The organism is Bacillus sp. MYb209, assembly GCF_002975175.1.
Lineage (GTDB): Bacteria > Bacillota > Bacilli > Bacillales > Bacillaceae_G > Bacillus_A.
In genome coordinates this window covers 1-15,383 of record NZ_PCNZ01000024.1, presented here as the reverse complement: position 1 = coordinate 15,383, position 15,383 = coordinate 1, and the positions used below count along the sequence as shown (strand labels likewise).

Annotated in this window: 14 protein-coding genes and 4 pseudogenes; 13 read left to right on the top strand and 5 right to left on the bottom strand. The window is 32.6% G+C overall.

The features are described from left to right. Positions 1-540: 540 nt before the first annotated feature. Positions 541-1,380, top strand: coding sequence for an exosporium glycoprotein BclB-related protein (locus CQZ94_RS24120; RefSeq protein ID WP_374954558.1), 840 nt, complete (start codon positions 541-543; stop codon positions 1,378-1,380). A gap of 326 nt (positions 1,381-1,706) precedes the next feature. Here the strand turns inward: CQZ94_RS24120 and CQZ94_RS31330 are convergent, their stop codons facing one another. Further along, the gene (locus CQZ94_RS31330; RefSeq protein WP_181149538.1) at positions 1,707-1,874 is read right to left on the bottom strand and encodes a hypothetical protein; all 168 of its coding nucleotides are present in this window, start codon (positions 1,872-1,874) and stop codon (positions 1,707-1,709) included. Between the two features lie 152 nt (positions 1,875-2,026). Continuing rightward, on the bottom strand, positions 2,027-2,659 hold the full coding sequence (locus tag CQZ94_RS24115; protein ID WP_105587418.1) for a cupin domain-containing protein: 633 nt from the start codon (positions 2,657-2,659) through the stop codon (positions 2,027-2,029). A gap of 100 nt (positions 2,660-2,759) precedes the next feature. Here CQZ94_RS24115 and CQZ94_RS24110 point away from each other — a divergent pair. Then, positions 2,760-3,784: pseudogene (locus tag CQZ94_RS24110) on the top strand (leucine-rich repeat domain-containing protein); the annotation flags it as partial. 32 nt (positions 3,785-3,816) lie between these two features. After that, positions 3,817-3,918, top strand: a pseudogene (locus tag CQZ94_RS24105) (RNA polymerase sigma factor SigJ); the annotation flags it as partial. Positions 3,919-3,957: 39 nt separating this feature from the next. On the opposite strand, the gene CQZ94_RS31325 reads toward CQZ94_RS24105, so the two are convergent. Beyond that, on the bottom strand, positions 3,958-4,116 hold the full coding sequence (locus tag CQZ94_RS31325) for a hypothetical protein (RefSeq protein ID WP_002085567.1): 159 nt from the start codon (positions 4,114-4,116) through the stop codon (positions 3,958-3,960). Positions 4,117-4,422: 306 nt separating this feature from the next. Between CQZ94_RS31325 and CQZ94_RS24090 the strand changes: the two genes are divergently transcribed. From CQZ94_RS24090 to tdcB, 7 genes and pseudogenes are all read left to right on the top strand, one after another. Beyond that, positions 4,423-5,016 (top strand): O-methyltransferase, encoded by a 594-nt coding sequence (locus CQZ94_RS24090; protein ID WP_105587417.1) that lies wholly within the window; start codon positions 4,423-4,425, stop codon positions 5,014-5,016. Positions 5,017-5,363: 347 nt separating this feature from the next. Beyond that, on the top strand, positions 5,364-6,476 hold the full coding sequence (locus CQZ94_RS24085; RefSeq protein ID WP_002109928.1) for a toxic anion resistance protein: 1,113 nt from the start codon (positions 5,364-5,366) through the stop codon (positions 6,474-6,476). Between the two features lie 24 nt (positions 6,477-6,500). Beyond that, the gene (locus tag CQZ94_RS24080; protein WP_105587415.1) at positions 6,501-7,334 is read left to right on the top strand and encodes a DUF3974 domain-containing protein; all 834 of its coding nucleotides are present in this window, start codon (positions 6,501-6,503) and stop codon (positions 7,332-7,334) included. Between the two features lie 85 nt (positions 7,335-7,419). Continuing rightward, positions 7,420-7,693 (top strand): annotated as a pseudogene (locus tag CQZ94_RS31900) (BadF/BadG/BcrA/BcrD ATPase family protein); the annotation flags it as partial. A gap of 138 nt (positions 7,694-7,831) precedes the next feature. Then, positions 7,832-8,380, top strand: coding sequence for a glycerol-3-phosphate 1-O-acyltransferase PlsY (plsY, locus tag CQZ94_RS24070; protein ID WP_105587413.1), 549 nt, complete (start codon positions 7,832-7,834; stop codon positions 8,378-8,380). 94 nt (positions 8,381-8,474) lie between these two features. Further along, positions 8,475-10,058, top strand: a complete 1,584-nt coding sequence (locus CQZ94_RS24065) for an aminotransferase class V-fold PLP-dependent enzyme (RefSeq protein ID WP_105587411.1) — start codon at positions 8,475-8,477, stop codon at positions 10,056-10,058. Positions 10,059-10,164: 106 nt separating this feature from the next. Beyond that, positions 10,165-11,166 carry a bifunctional threonine ammonia-lyase/L-serine ammonia-lyase TdcB gene (gene tdcB, locus CQZ94_RS24060; protein WP_105587410.1) on the top strand — a complete coding sequence of 334 codons (1,002 nt, stop codon included), beginning with the start codon at positions 10,165-10,167 and terminating at the stop codon, positions 11,164-11,166. A gap of 157 nt (positions 11,167-11,323) precedes the next feature. Here the strand turns inward: tdcB and CQZ94_RS24055 are convergent, their stop codons facing one another. Then, positions 11,324-11,653, bottom strand: coding sequence for a YkvA family protein (locus CQZ94_RS24055; RefSeq protein ID WP_105587408.1), 330 nt, complete (start codon positions 11,651-11,653; stop codon positions 11,324-11,326). A gap of 258 nt (positions 11,654-11,911) precedes the next feature. Here CQZ94_RS24055 and CQZ94_RS24050 point away from each other — a divergent pair, with 258 nt between their 5' ends. Continuing rightward, a complete protein-coding gene (locus tag CQZ94_RS24050) occupies positions 11,912-12,598 on the top strand; it encodes an MBL fold metallo-hydrolase (protein WP_105587406.1) in 687 nt (228 codons plus the stop codon). Positions 12,599-12,653: 55 nt separating this feature from the next. On the opposite strand, the pseudogene CQZ94_RS24045 reads toward CQZ94_RS24050, so the two are convergent. After that, positions 12,654-13,412 (bottom strand): annotated as a pseudogene (locus tag CQZ94_RS24045) (hypothetical protein). A gap of 93 nt (positions 13,413-13,505) precedes the next feature. Between CQZ94_RS24045 and CQZ94_RS24040 the strand changes: the two are divergent. After that, on the top strand, positions 13,506-13,775 hold the full coding sequence (locus tag CQZ94_RS24040) for a hypothetical protein (RefSeq protein ID WP_105587404.1): 270 nt from the start codon (positions 13,506-13,508) through the stop codon (positions 13,773-13,775). A gap of 73 nt (positions 13,776-13,848) precedes the next feature. Beyond that, entirely contained in the window at positions 13,849-15,171 is a 1,323-nt protein-coding gene (locus tag CQZ94_RS24035) for a DEAD/DEAH box helicase (RefSeq protein WP_105587403.1), read from the top strand. Positions 15,172-15,383 lie beyond the last annotated feature (212 nt).

Below are 15,383 nucleotides of genomic sequence, written 5' to 3'. Positions count from 1 at the left end.
GAGTGTCAACATAGTATTGCTCTCGCGTATAGGATTGGAGTATGTTTCTCAAATACGTATTGAGATGGTTCGCAAAGGAGAAACTGTCTTCATAAATAACTTAACATTGATAGCGTATAGAGTAAATTGATAATGTTTATCCGGAATATTTAGTATAGATATTTTCTACTATCTATATAGGGGAATGGCATTTAAAGGTAAGAATAAAAAATGAATCATTTATTAATCAACTAGTATAATTGTTAGTCATTATTTTGGGGATTTTCTCTATCTTTATTTTTAATTAAAATCACCTCATTTTTATGATAAAGGAGATACTTTTCATATATTCTATTAATAATATTTTTTATAGTAACGGCATGCTGTTTAAAATACATTCATTTTTAGTAAGTTACATTAAATTTGATTTTGTACAAAGATTTTAATCGAGAGATTAATAGTATTTTTTTTAGATAATCCTTTTAACATTTCGGAACATTTAACATTTAATAAATACTATAGAAGGGAGGTACAAATTTGAATCGATATGACAAATTACCAATGTCTAAGGAAGTTATGGATTCTAAAAATATTGGTCCTACATTTCCACCTCTTCCGTCTATTAATTTTCCAACCGGAGCGACAGGAATAACTGGCCCAACCGGAGCAACAGGAGCAACAGGAGCAACAGGGGCAACAGGAGCAACAGGAGCAACAGGGGCAACAGGAGCAACCGGAGCGACAGGAATAACCGGAGCAACCGGAGTAACAGGCCCAACCGGAGCAATCGGAGCGACAGGAATAACAGGGGCAACCGGAGCAACAGGGGCAACCGGAGTAACAGGCCCAACCGGAGCAATCGGAGCGACAGGGATAACAGGCCCAACAGGAGCAACAGGTCCAACAGGCCCAGCAGGAACCGGAACAGGTCCAACAGGCCCAGCAGGAACCGGAGCAGGTCCAACGACGGGAGCAACAGGCCCAACAGGTCCAACAGGAGCAACAGGCCCAACAGGAGCAACAGGTCCAACAGGAGCAACAGGAGCAACAGGAGCTATTATTCCATTTGCTTCAGGTACAACACCATCTGCGTTAGTTAACGCTTTAATAGCTAATACAGGAACTCTCCTTGGATTTGGATTTAGTCAGCCTGGCGCAGCTTTAACGGGTGGAACCGATATCACATTGGCGTTAGGTGTAGGTGATTATGCATTTGTAGCACCACGCGCAGGGACTATTACGTCATTAGCAGGTTTCTTTAGTGCAACAGCATCAGGGATCGTACCTGAAGCTATTCCAGTAGCTGCTGGAGATAAAATACTGTTATATGTTTCATTAACAGCAGCAAGTCCAATAGCTGCAGTTGCTGGATTTGTAAGTGCAGGTATTAATATCGTCTAATTTGGTACAATGTTTAGTTGAAGTTTAAACAGGGATTTGTATATAGCCCTTCCTGATGAAATTAGGAAGGGCTATATTTTTGTGGGGAATAAGTAATAAATCAATTGAAAAATTACTCTTTGTTAAGTTGGTATAAAAGAAAAATTGAAATTTATGATTTACACTTTATAGTTCATGGAATAAGTTATATCTTTTAGAAAATTCTCCATCAGCAAAAAAAATGAATTCTATAAAAAACAGAATTCATCTCTTAAATATACTATATAGTAGGGTAGCATTTTGTATATCGTGCGCGGTGAAATGTCATTGTTCAAATTAGTAATAAACTATTTATTTTTATTACAATTACAGCCTTTTTTCTTTACATAGCCTTGTTGAGCTAAATCTCTTTCCGATTGTGAATTGGAAGATTGAGAACCGGAAGATTGAGAGGATGTTGAAGAACTATTATTTTTATTATAAGAATAGTTTTTTCGAGAGTTATAATTACTCATAGTACTATCACCTCCAATTAAATATATAAATATTATATGTATGTACTCTATTAATTGTTACGAAAGAGAATACGTAATTGGTATATAAATAAAAAATCTCCGAGGTATTTTCCAAGGAGGTGAATAATTTTTTTTGCTAGTAATGAATGAATTTAATACCCCCAATAAGGAGGGAAATAGTATGAGTCTTGGTAATATAGATTTTGTTGTTGAGAAGGGGCTTGAGTTGATTGGTTTATCGTTCCTCGGTTTTGATTACAATTTGTTGGTGGTCCAATTACTGTAGTGGATTGAATTGGAGATATGGCTTGTTTCCATTGTTGTTCATTGAGACAATAAGTATGAGCCATCATGTTGGCGGGAGTCAATCTTAAAATATCAGACCCAAAAATGACTTCTGGGGTTGGGGCATCAAAAATGGCTAATAAATGAGTATTATCTGCTGTAGCAATTTCGTAATGCCACCACGCTTGTGGAATATTAGCAACTTGCCCTGGTTTTATCGGTAAGTTTAATATTTGATTCGTAAATGGATTAAGTAAAGAAACGACAGCGGATCCTGAAATACAGTAAACGAGTTCAGCTGCATTTTGATGGATATGTGGTTCTACAACATTACCTGTACTTAAATATATATCTAATAAAGAAGTGTTTTTTAATGTATTTAATTGTTTGATGCCAAGTACGTTTATATAATTTTGGGCATCTTTCTTAAAAAAATTACTTTTATTTAAATCATGGGTGAAATTGGTTGAGGGGGAAGTGTAGTCAATATTCGAAGTCAATTGTATTACCTGCCTTTCTTATGTTGTATTGCAATCTAAAATTAGGGTATGAGTCTAGTTATTGGAATGTGAAATGGTTTTATTTTGTTAAAAATAAAACCATTTCACAATTCACCGAGAGGAAGAGTATTTATATTGGAGTTATGGTACAAACGATAATATACATTTTTTAGACGCATTATTTAATATTGAATTACCTGTCTTACATCCTAATTGTATATTTCAGTCTGAAAATAATGTTAAAGATTGGTATGATAGTTTAAATGAAAAATGGAAAAACATCGTGGGATCTCATGAACGTGCGAGTAAATTTATTAGAGAGAAGAGATTATATTTAGGCGGAAATGATTTAGTAGATATTAGTCCATTACAGATGTGTACTGAAGTAAGGGAGCTAATTTTAACTGGAAATGAAATTAAAGATATAACAGGATTAGAACGGATGGCTTTTTAAAGAAGTTATATTTAGTAAATAACTCAGTTGAAGATTTAACGCCAATAGTCCATTTGCAGTATTTGCAAGAATTGAATATTAAGAAAACAAATGCAAATACTCTATCGGTACTTGTAGAAATGCCGTCATTAAAAAAATTGGATATTTCAAATACTGATATTAAAGATTTTTCGTTACTACCGCAGTTTCGGAAGTTAGAATCGCTTTCTTTACATATTTCAAATCGTGAGCAGCTCATTGCAATTTCAGAAGTAGATACTTTAAAGCATTTACGTATTTTAGCCTTAGAAAATGTCAATGAAGTGGATTTACTCGTTTTACAAAACTTAAATAAATTAATAACAATTGAATTTGAAAATAGTATTATTGATAATTTTAATTGTTTTAATAATAATACAGTACTACAAAATATAAAGTTAAAAGATACAAAGGTAAAAGATGGATCGGCATTAGGTAGAATGAAAGGGCTAAAGGAGTTAGAATTAGATGGAGCAACAATTGGAAATCTTGAAACGGTTTGTTGTTCTAATTCATTAGAAACATTTACAGGGGCGTTTGCTCAATTTAATATGCTAAAAGACTCTTTTAGTAGAAAAATAGATTTCTCAAAAATAATAGGAGAAATGAGTGAGGAAGAACGTGAAATTTGGTACCAGTATGTAAGTGAGTAAAGAAAAAAATAATATTATATGGTAACGAATCGTTCAATTATGTGCTTTCATTTGCATTTGAGAATGAGAAAATTTCAATCATTTATATGATGGTTAATCCTGAAAAACTTATGCATTTAAATGTGAAAATATAAAATAAAGACGCATTTCAACAGAAATGCGTCTTTATTTTATTACTTTTCTAACATTTCAAGAGGTACATCTTTTTCTCCAGCTACCTCGAATTTAATTTCCCCGTCTTCTTCATAAATGCGTTTAATAATCGGTATAGTTATCATTAGTTTTTTATGCTGTTTACGTCTTCTAGCAGCATCTAAGTTAATCACGTTCATGTGCAAGCATCCTTTCTCACATAAATATATAAACAAAAGAAAATGCGTCCGAAAAGGGCGCTTATTTGAATTAGAAATACCGATTCATTTAAATGGGGTATAGATTATTTTATAATTGCAGTCTGATTGTAAAATAATGTGAATCAAATAATTGCACGTAGAAATTAACTTTACCAAAAAACGAAACAATATGCTATAAAAAAAATTAAATCTTTGTCATATAACGAGAAAAAGGTTTTCGTTTCGCATATAATGAAAAGTAGACGGGCAGCAAGAGCTTATTCATCATATTGCTTTTGAAAGGCGATGAAAAAAATGGATACTTTAGATTCATTATTATCTCAACTTGAACAATATGGAGAAGAGCATGATCGACATAAAAAAACGCGGGAAGAAAAATTACGGAATATTTCTCGTGAGATGGGACAATTTTTATCAATTTTAGTAAAAGGGTGTAATGTAAAAAAAATTTTAGAAATTGGAACTTCAAATGGTTATTCTACATTGTGGCTAGCAAATGCGGTAGAAGAAACAAATGGGAATGTTACAACTGTAGAGCTTTCTTCAGAACGAGTTGGGGAGGCACTTGAAAATTTTGGGAAGGCAAATCTTACACAGCGAATTGATATTCATAATCAAGAGGCAGGAGCATTTTTAGATTCGCAAGTAAATCATTCATTTGATTTTATTTTCCTAGATTCAGAGCGTACGCAATACATGTGGTGGTGGGAACATATAAAACGTATTTTAGAACCAAAAGGTTTTCTTGTTATTGATAATGCAACTTCTCATGTGGAGGAATTAGCAGAGTTTATAAAGATGATTGAAGAAGATGATACGTTTGAAACGGTGTTATTAGCTTTTCAAAAGGGAGCATTTGTTGCGCGGAAGAATAATTAGAAGTGGGCTTAATGTAATTATCACATTGAAAGATAGCATATGTCAAAAGATAGAGCATTGTATAAATTTAAGAAGGTAAATAAATGGAACTTCAAATTAATATTCAGTGGTGATAAGTAAGGTAATTCGTAAAGAATCCGCCTTCAGCATGTTATTCTCTAGGTCTTAAGTCTGAGGAAAATAATGACGAGAACAGGTATACTTATACTATGAAACAGGGAATGACTGCATAAGCAGGTATTTCTTAAAAAATCGATTTCAAGCAAGCAAAATGTATATGAAATACGATATATTAGATGAAATATAGTGCACATAAATTCGCACATATAAATAAAGGAGCGATTTTGTTGACTGAACTCGAAAAAAAAGAACCTGTATCGATTGTGAAAGATAATAATGTAGAAGTAGTAGTGGATACAGTAATAAAAGATGCAGAACTTGAAGAACTGAATAAAGAAGCAGATCTTTATGTACAAAAGTTAAATAGCGAGCAAAATACAGATTTATCAAAAGTATTGTCGCAGCTTGGAGACTTAGGGGATAAAGAGCAGCAAGCGGCAGGACAAACGCTATCAGCTTTAAAACGTCCTGTGACAGCGATGATGAATGGAAAGAATGAAGAAATTCCAAATACATTGTTAGAATTACGAAAAGTCGTATCAGAACTTGATCCAAACTCATTAAAAGCAACTGGTATGAAGAAACTTATGTTTAAAGTGTTCAAGAAAAACCCGCTTGAAAATTACGTGCATAAATATCAATCTATAGATAAGCAAATCGAGGAGATTATAAGATCACTTCTCATTGGCCGTGATAACTTGCAAGAGGATACGGTTGGTCTTGAAATGTTAAAAGAGCAATCACACGATAAAATTCACGCTCTTGATAAACAAGTATACTTAGGAAGAAAACTTGCTGGTATGCTTGAAGCTGAGAAACAAAATCCAGAACGTCAAAGGGATATTCCGTTAATAAATGATGCATTAGAAAAGATACTTGTCCGTACTCGTAATATGCAACAAGCAAAAAGTGTATTATTACAATCTATCGCGTCTGTAGATATCATTAAGAAAAATAATGAAAAGTTAGCAGAGGCCATTCGTAATGCGATTACGATGACACAAAACGTTGTAACGGTTTCAGCTGCAATTCAGCTCGCATTAACAAATCAACGTAAAACAATTGATGCAGTTAATGCGACAAATGAAGCGATTGAATCAATGGTATTAAGCAATTCTCAAGCATTAAAACAAAATACAGAAGAAACAACAAAACTCCTAGAAAATCCTGCAATTAGCATGGATAAATTACGTGAATCATTCCAAAATGTATTCGCTGCTATTGAAGCATCTGAGAAATCGTCAGAACGTATTATCGAGTCTAGTAAGAAGTTTGTAATTGAACTAGACACATTTAATGATGAGATGAAGCAGAAACTCATTCAGCGTCCAAGGAAATAACAGATCATTAGAGGAGGTGAAAAAATGAGTTTCATTCAAGGAGTATTATTATTATTAGGGTCATTACTTTTAATCGCATTTACTGTCGTTGTTTTAGTTGTATACTTCGGACGTAAACTTTATTTTTCATGGACGAAACCATATAAGAGAGCGCAAGATTCCATTGAAAAATTATCGAACAAATCAACACCGTTTTTACAAGAATTTACGCAGCACCCACTCTTTTATCGTTGGATTCGTACAGAAGGGAAAAAAGAACAAAATACATTAAATACACTTTTCTGTACATCGGGCCAACGTACGAGAGAGCAAGTTTTCTCAATGTTACCGAAAGAAAAGCAGAAAAAAGTGCATGTGATGGCAAAAACAACGAAAAAGCTTACGAATGAAGATATTGATATTGCAACAATGAAGGTGAAAGATTTCCTGAGACAAGAATCACAGCAAACTGTTAAACCGACAGACTTATCGTTTTATAAATTGTATTTTTATGATCGATATCCAGATGCATTAAATACAATTCAAGCATATAAACGTTCGATTAATCCTTCACTACAAAGAACGGTTGATGACATTACAATTTCAGTATTAAATGCACTTCCGTACTATCAAGAACAACGCATGTTTGAACAACAACATAAACTTGAAACGTTCTTAATGAAAGATTTAACAGCGATGTTATCATTAGTTGTACAATTACCACCATCACAACGTCCTGAAAAAGAAGAAGAATTAAAAATATACTTGCAAAATTTCCAAAAAGAAATGGAAGTAGTAGAGCGTGATATTCGCGACTCCATTGATCACGATTTGAATGTGAAGATGAGAGCAGCGACAGAGAAGTTTAAGAATAAATAGAAAAAACCGCCTTAAAAGTTGAATGTTTCGGCTTTTAGGCGGTTTTTTGTGAATTTGAGGAAGTTGATAATTTAAAAAATTGTATGCGAGAAAGAGGAATGATGACGAAAATGAAATTATGATGCAAGCTGGTAAGGAATTGGCGAGTATTACAAGTAGATGTTTATAATAAGATGCAATTTGAGTTATCAACTTCAATTACAGTTAGTGGAAGTATGTTGTGTTCAGTGTCTGAAGCATATGCTGAATTTAAGAAATGCTGTGAGGAAAGTACGGGAGAAGTTACATTTGTATCACAATCAGAAATGGCAGCGAAAAGAACATATTATTTGATGAAGGATATATACATTAAAGTGTAAATAGCCTGATGAGAATTTTTGTATGATTTGTAAAAATATGATGTTAAAATATATAAAGGGATGTAGAGTCAGAAAAGTACAATGTGCATAGTAATTGAATATTGTATAAGTATTTCCATGTAGAAAGTGAATGATTACATGATTAATAATATGCAGTTGTTGTATGTAGTGGCTTCTTATTTGTTTGGAAACATATTGACCGCTTATATATTAACAAAATGGAGACATAACGTTGATATTCGTGATGAAGGAAGCGGAAATCCTGGTGCAAGAAATATGGGGCGAGTATATGGAAAAGGGTATTTTGTCGCTACATTTATAGGTGATGCGATCAAAGGTGCAATTGTAGTTTATATAGCAAAATACCTTTTTGAAGATTCTATATTCGTAATGTTATCTTTTATGGCCGTTATAATTGGACATATTTACCCAATCTTGTTTAAAGGTAAGGGTGGAAAAGGCATTTCAACATTTATTGGGGGATTAATAGCATTTGATTATTTGATAGCGTTTACCCTTTTATGTATTTTTATTATATTTTATTTAATATTTAAAGGGTTTACGAAGCCAGGGTTAATTACAATTGCTTGTTTACCAATTTGTATGATTTTTTATTCGTATTCTATTGTAGTTACTATACTAAGTTTATTAATTATTATACTTATTTTATATGTAAATCGGGAATAAAATGAAATTTAAATAAGTGGAGGAATCTCCACTTATGTTTTATATTAATTAGTTAGATTGCGAGCCATTAGTAGAGAGATAAGGGAGATATGACATGGGGTTAATTTATAAGGTTGCTGATCAAACTTGGGAATTTGAAAGTATACATAAATTGAACCATAAAACATTTGTAGAAGAGATTCCGCAGCATGAAGAAACGAAAGAACATTTTCGTATAGATCGATTTCATGAAGAAAATACATATTTAATTTGTTTAGATGGGGATAAGTTAGTAAGTATGGTCGCGGTGCGGGGGAAACGACCATTCTCGTTAGATTATAAAATCTCAAATTTAGATTTTTATTTACAAGAGCATGGAGAAAAAGTATATGAAATCCGTTTACTCTCAGTAGAACGTGAATATCGAAATGGAAGAGCACTGTTAGGTTTAATTCGCTTTTTACATCGTTATTTGCTTCTAAATGGATATGAATTAGCAATCATTTCAGCCACAACACGTGAGCTGCCTTTATATGAGCAATTGGGATTCAAAGCTTTCTATACGTTAGTTGGTACAGAAGTAGCAGCTTTTCAGCCAATGTATGTTACACCTGCTATGTTTGAAGAGTCGGATGTTGGGGGAATTATGACGAAAGAATATACGTTTTTACCCGGACCAGTAGACATTGAAGAGAATGTTCAAAAGGCATTTTCTACTAAGCCTATTTCTCATCGCTCTAAGTCATTTCAAGTGATGATGGGAAATGTAAAAAAAAGATTACTTCAAATGACAAAAGCAAAACGTGTACAAATTATGTTAGGAACAGGGACGCTAGCGAATGATGCAATTGCTTTACAGTTACGTTTATTAAAAGGTAAAGGACTAGTTTTAGCGAATGGGGAGTTCGGTAATAGATTAATTGAGCAGGCAAAACGTGCACATTTAAATTTTGATACGTATAAAAAAGAAATGGCAGAGCCGTTTATTTATACAAAATTAGAAAAAATAATGTTAACTGGAGATTATGAATGGATTTGGTTTGTTCACCATGAAACATCAACTGGAATGTTAAATAATTTAGAAGAGTTCACTGAGCTTAGTAAAAAATTTCAAATTAAATTATGTGTGGATTGTATAAGTTCAATTGGAGCGACTCCAATTGATTTGAAGAATGTGTATTTCGCAAGTGGTGTTAGCGGGAAAGCAATGAAATCATATTCAGGACTATCGTTCATCTTTCATAATCACTTTATTAAGGTAAACGAAAAAATCCCTGCGTATATGGACATCGGTATGTACGAAGAGAATGGTAGTATTCCATATTCTCATTCGTGGAATTTAATTTCTGCACTGCAAGAATCCTTGAAGGGGTTCGATGAAGAAAATGCGTATGTGAAAATAAAGGAAACCTATGCTTTTCTAGAACAAGCTATTATTGATATGGGGTTAAAATTAGTTTCACTTAAAGAACATGCCGCTCAAATTGTTCTTACCATTCAATTAAACGAAGGGCAGTCTTCTAAGGCAGCAGGCGATGCATTAGCATTACAAGGATATATTGTTCATTATGAATCAGCATATTTACAAAAGAATAACTGGATCCAAATAGCATGTCTGAATCACTATAAAGAACGTGATATGAAGAGGATGTTGAATTGTTTACAGATGTGCGTATTAAAGAAGGAGCTACAGATATAAAGAGTTTTTTCTTAACATAGATGGTTTTGTATAAAGGGGCTACTACTTACGAAAACTTAGGAATGACAATAGAAGTAGATTATAGATCATTGGAAGAGGTGTTAGTATGATAACTAGAAAACTACCATTACATATAGCAGACATTAAAAAAGCTCAAAAAATTCTAGATAGAAATGCTCGTAAAACTCCACTAGTAAAATCTTTTTATTTGACTAGTAAAACGGGTGGAGAAATTCACTTGAAATTAGAAAATATGCAATTAACGGGTTCTTTTAAATTCCGTGGTGCGTTTAATAAAATGTCGCAGCTTACAGATCAAGAAAAAGAGAGAGGCGTAATTGCATGTTCGGCAGGTAATCATGCACAAGGAGTTGCATTATCTGCTCATTTACTCGGCATTAAGAGTAAAATTGTGATGCCAATTACTGCACCTCAGGCGAAAGTTGAGGCAACTCGAGGATATGGATCTGAAGTAGTTTTATACGGTGAAACTTTTGATGACGCGAAGGCAAAATGTGAAGAAATTATACAAAAAACAGGAGAAACATACTTACATCCATATGATGATATAGAGGTAATGGCTGGTCAAGGAACAATTGGTTTAGATATTCTCGATGATATGTGGGATGTTGATACTGTAATTGTACCTATTGGTGGAGGCGGAATTATTTCTGGTATTGCTGTAGCATTAAAATCTTTTAATCCATCCATTAATATAATTGGTGTCCAAGCTGACAATGTTCATGGAATGAAGGCATCTTATGATAAAGGGGCAATCGTAGAACATTATGAGGCACCTACTATAGCGGATGGTTGCGCAGTTAAAATACCAGGGGATTTAACTTTTGAAGTTGTACAAGAATTAGTAAATGATATTGTAACAGTATCAGAAAAAGAGCTGGAAATAGCGATGAAAGATTTATTACAACGTGGAAAAGCTGTAGTTGAAGGGGCCGGTGCACTAGCTACTGCAGCTCTGCTTTCTGGTAAAGTTGATAAATATATTAAAGGGAAAAAAGTAGTAGCAGTTATATCCGGTGGAAATGTGGACTTACAACGTATATCGAGTGTATGTGAGAACTTTTTTGTGGCAAATGAAGTGAAATGATGTTTTGAATATGAAGAAGAGCTAAGAGATTATCTTAGTTCTTCTTTGTTGTTAAAAGCAATTAATTTAATTACATTGTATATAAAATCTATAGAAATTTAATGCGAATCATGTACTTATGCAATGAAAAAAGACAGGGAAATGACTGCCTTTTTTATTATGCGTGTGCTGAAGCAAATAATGATTCCATCTTTACTTTTCCTTTTTCTCTAATTTCAGCATTTGCATGTTGCATGACAAACTTATGAGCCAAGGCAATTGCTAAAACATCATCTAATAAACCAATTCCGATTATCGCAGCTATATCTGGAATGAAATCAATCGCCCATACGTAATAGGACAAAGCAGCTAATATAATGAGTTTAGCTTTAATAGGTAACCCCGTCTTTTTCAAAGTGTAGTATAAAATAATACTTTCATACACACTAGATTTACCTATATTTGCTGAACTTTTTTTGAATTTCTTCCAAAGTGTCTGTTTCTCCATATAAACACTCCTTTTACAAAAACATAGATTTTTTAAAAGGATAGACAAAAAAGAGAAAGAATAATCAATTTCATCATTTTTTCCTATTGTACATTTCGATAAGTATAAACGAATACCTGTTCAAAATAAAATAATATTTGTTAAGCGGAGGTGAAATGAAACGACTCACATCGTTTTGTTACATGGCATATATAATAAAATGTATGTGGACGATTCAGTTATTATTAAATATTTAATAAGCGGTATGGGGGAAGAAAAATGAAGATAATAGAACTACCAATTGAATTCGAATTTAACGGGCAAAAACAATGTATTTATCCGAGTTTAATTATATTACATAATGAATTAACATTAGTCGATACAGGATATATAAATTTTTTACCTTTAATTGAAAATGCAATATTAAAACATGGATATGAGATGAAAAACTTAAAAAATATAATTATTACCCATTATGATGATGATCATATAGGATCTTTATATGATTTCAAAGTGAAATATCCTCAAATTAATGTTATTGCTAGTAAAATTGAATCAAATTATATTAATGGTGAAATAAAATCAGAGAGATTAGTTCAAGCTGAAGAAATGCTAGAACGTATGCCGAATGAAGAGAAAGAATTTGGCGAATGGTTTATACAGCGGTTAAACAATATAAGACATATTTCTGTCGATGAAAAGGTATATGATGGTCAAATGATTTTGAATAATAAATGTCAAATAGTAGCAACGCCTGGACATACTTCGGGGCATATTTCATTATATTTTCCAAATTTGAATTGTGTAATCACGGGAGACGCAGCCGTTCAAGATAATCGAGAATTAGTAATAGCGAATCCGCACTTTTGTTTAGATATAGAAAAAGCGGAACAGTCTTTAAATAAAATTAAAAATCTTAAAGCAGTAAGGTATTATTGCTATCATGGAGGAAAACTTACTTTATAATTACTGTATAAAATAATAAAAAACCTATCTTTCCTATATCGAAAAGATAGGTTTTTCAATTCATAGATTCTGCAATATGAATTAAATCATTAGCATTGTATTTTCCTTTTATATGTAGTTTGTTGCCAATTGCGATGTTATATTGAAAACCGTCTTTCTGAAATATAAGCTCATATGCTAAATCAAAATGAGAATTATATAATGCTTTCATATTATTTCTTAAATTGTAGAACTTAGTTCCTTTATGTACATATTGGTCTAATTTATTTTGAATTGGTGAAACAGTGATTTTTAAAACCCCATTAATATCTTCATTATTGTAATGTAGTTCCAAGTAATTGTTATAGATGTAACCGTGAAATTACTGAATTTCAAATGGGAATTTTGTCGGGGTTAGTATATGCTCCTTAAACTTCAATTCATATTCTTTTACAATAGTAGCTTCTTTCATAAACGGATTAGTTCCATCATAAATTTTATTAATGTGAGATATTTTATTGTTTTTTGTTACTATTTCTAAAATGAAACCAATAGTATATACATCACTAGTGTATTTGAAATAAGCGATAAGAATTGTAGTATCCTCTTTAGGAGACGGTACTTCTATAATTTTATGAAGATGTTTTTCTTTTTGGAAAGTAGGTATTTTGAGTCCTTCTGTTACATATGAATGCATTAATTTTTTATCATTTTTGAGTAAAGCATGTTTAAATTTATTAATCACATTGGTTTGTGGTTTAGCCATAATAATTGTGGTGGATTGAAAATATAGTAAGAAAAATATGCAAAAAATCTTTATTAATTTAGTGGTCAATTTTATCACCTTATAACTATCTTTCCGTAAAATTGAAATATATATGTATAGGAGAACGTATATACTTTAAAAGAGGTTATAGGGGGAGAGAAGATGGGTTTATTATTTGATGTAATAGCAGATATAATTTTATTTTATCCCCGAAATGATATGAAATTAAAACATCATATTGCGAAATTAAGCGAATTTGAGTGGTTTCGAAGGTTACACGAAGATACAAAGTATACAAGTTTAATTTGGATTAATAGAAAAATTAAGAAGTATATTTTGACTTCTGCTAATATAGAAGCATTAATAAAATCCGAGAAAAAGCAAAAAGAATTTGTTCAACTTGTACATGGTGAATATAAAAAGAGAAGGTAAGAATTTTTTTATTTTTCATATTTGGCGAAACAAATGGTACAATGGAAGCTAATGTGAAAAATAAGGAAAAGAAGTGGTCTATTTGAAAAATTTTTTAGAATTAGGAATTAGTGAAACTTTTAATCATACATTACGTGAAAATGGAATTGCTGAAGCGACGCCTATTCAAGAGAAAGCTATACCGGTTGTTATGTCAGGTAAAGATATAATTGGTCAAGCTAAAACAGGAACAGGTAAAACACTTGCCTTCGTTTTACCGATTTTAGAGAAAATTAATTCAGAGTCAAGCGATGTTCAGGCTTTAATTGTTGCGCCAACAAGGGAACTGGCACTACAAATTACAGCTGAAATTAAAAAGATGCTTGTTCATAGAGAAGATATTAATGTGCTTGCGATTTATGGCGGGCAAGATGTTGCACAGCAATTGAGAAAACTAAAAGGTAATACACATATTGTTGTAGCAACACCAGGACGATTACTAGATCATATACGACGTGAAACAATTGATTTAAGTAATCTTTCTATGCTTGTACTAGATGAAGCGGATCAAATGCTTTATTTCGGTTTCTTATATGATATTGAAGATATCTTAGATGAGACACCTGACAGTAAACAAACGATGTTATTCTCAGCAACGATGCCAAAAGATATTAAAAAATTGGCGAAGCGTTATATGGAAGAGCCGCAAATGATTCACGTACAAAGTGAAGAAGTAACGGTAGATACAATAGAGCAGCGTGTCATTGAAACGACAGACCGTGCAAAGCAAGACGCACTTCGCTTTGTAATGGATCGTGATCAGCCATTTTTAGCAGTTGTTTTCTGTCGTACAAAGCTTAGAGCAAGTAAGCTGTATGATAATTTAAAAGGGTTCGGTTATAACTGTGATGAACTTCACGGTGATTTATCACAAGGAAAACGCGAACGAGTAATGAAGAGTTTCCGTGATGCGAAAATTCAGTACTTAATTGCAACTGATGTAGCAGCACGTGGACTTGATGTAGACGGTGTAACACATGTATTTAACTATGATATTCCGGAAGATGTAGAAAGCTATATTCATCGCATCGGCCGAACAGGGCGTGCTGGTGGATCTGGTCTTGCAATTACGTTTGTTGCAGAGAAAGATGAAAGATATTTAGAAGAAATTGAAAAAACACTTGGTGCACCCTTGCAAAGACAAGTAATAGAACAACCGATGATAAAACATGTAGATGAAAATGGAAAACCGCAAAAAAAGCAATTTGATAAACCGAAGAAGACAGGACAATATCGTCAAAGAGATAGCAGTGAAGGTTCAAAAAATGGTTCAAGAAATGATAATCAACGATCGTTTAATAAGCCAAGTAATAAGAAAAGTAGTGGAAAGCAAGGTCAGCAAAGACGTGGGCGTTAAATCCCAAAATAGTAATCGGGATAATGACAATCGCTGATATATTTCGGGATACGGTCGATATATTGTGAAAATCGCTGATATATTTCGAGTTGCGGTCGATATATTCGAAAAATCGCCGATAAAATTTCATAAATAAAAAAAAAGAGACGCAAAAAATTAAAATGTACCCTATAGAATAGACACTTAAAAAAAGTCTATTCTATAGGGTATTT

Excerpts from the sequence above, each read along its gene's own strand:
- CQZ94_RS24120 (WP_374954558.1), top strand. The coding sequence starts at position 541 with ATGTCTAAGGAAGTTATGGATTCTAAAAATATTGGTCCTACATTTCCA.
- CQZ94_RS31330 (WP_181149538.1), bottom strand. The coding sequence starts at position 1,874 with ATGAGTAATTATAACTCTCGAAAAAACTATTCTTATAATAAAAATAAT.
- CQZ94_RS31325 (WP_002085567.1), bottom strand. The coding sequence starts at position 4,116 with ATGAACGTGATTAACTTAGATGCTGCTAGAAGACGTAAACAGCATAAA.
- CQZ94_RS24090 (WP_105587417.1), top strand. The coding sequence starts at position 4,423 with ATGAAAAAAATGGATACTTTAGATTCATTATTATCTCAACTTGAACAA.
- CQZ94_RS24080 (WP_105587415.1), top strand. The coding sequence starts at position 6,501 with ATGAGTTTCATTCAAGGAGTATTATTATTATTAGGGTCATTACTTTTA.
- plsY (WP_105587413.1), top strand. The coding sequence starts at position 7,832 with ATGATTAATAATATGCAGTTGTTGTATGTAGTGGCTTCTTATTTGTTT.
- CQZ94_RS24065 (WP_105587411.1), top strand. The coding sequence starts at position 8,475 with ATGGGGTTAATTTATAAGGTTGCTGATCAAACTTGGGAATTTGAAAGT.
- tdcB (WP_105587410.1), top strand. The coding sequence starts at position 10,165 with ATGATAACTAGAAAACTACCATTACATATAGCAGACATTAAAAAAGCT.
- CQZ94_RS24055 (WP_105587408.1), bottom strand. The coding sequence starts at position 11,653 with ATGGAGAAACAGACACTTTGGAAGAAATTCAAAAAAAGTTCAGCAAAT.
- CQZ94_RS24050 (WP_105587406.1), top strand. The coding sequence starts at position 11,912 with ATGAAGATAATAGAACTACCAATTGAATTCGAATTTAACGGGCAAAAA.
- CQZ94_RS24040 (WP_105587404.1), top strand. The coding sequence starts at position 13,506 with ATGGGTTTATTATTTGATGTAATAGCAGATATAATTTTATTTTATCCC.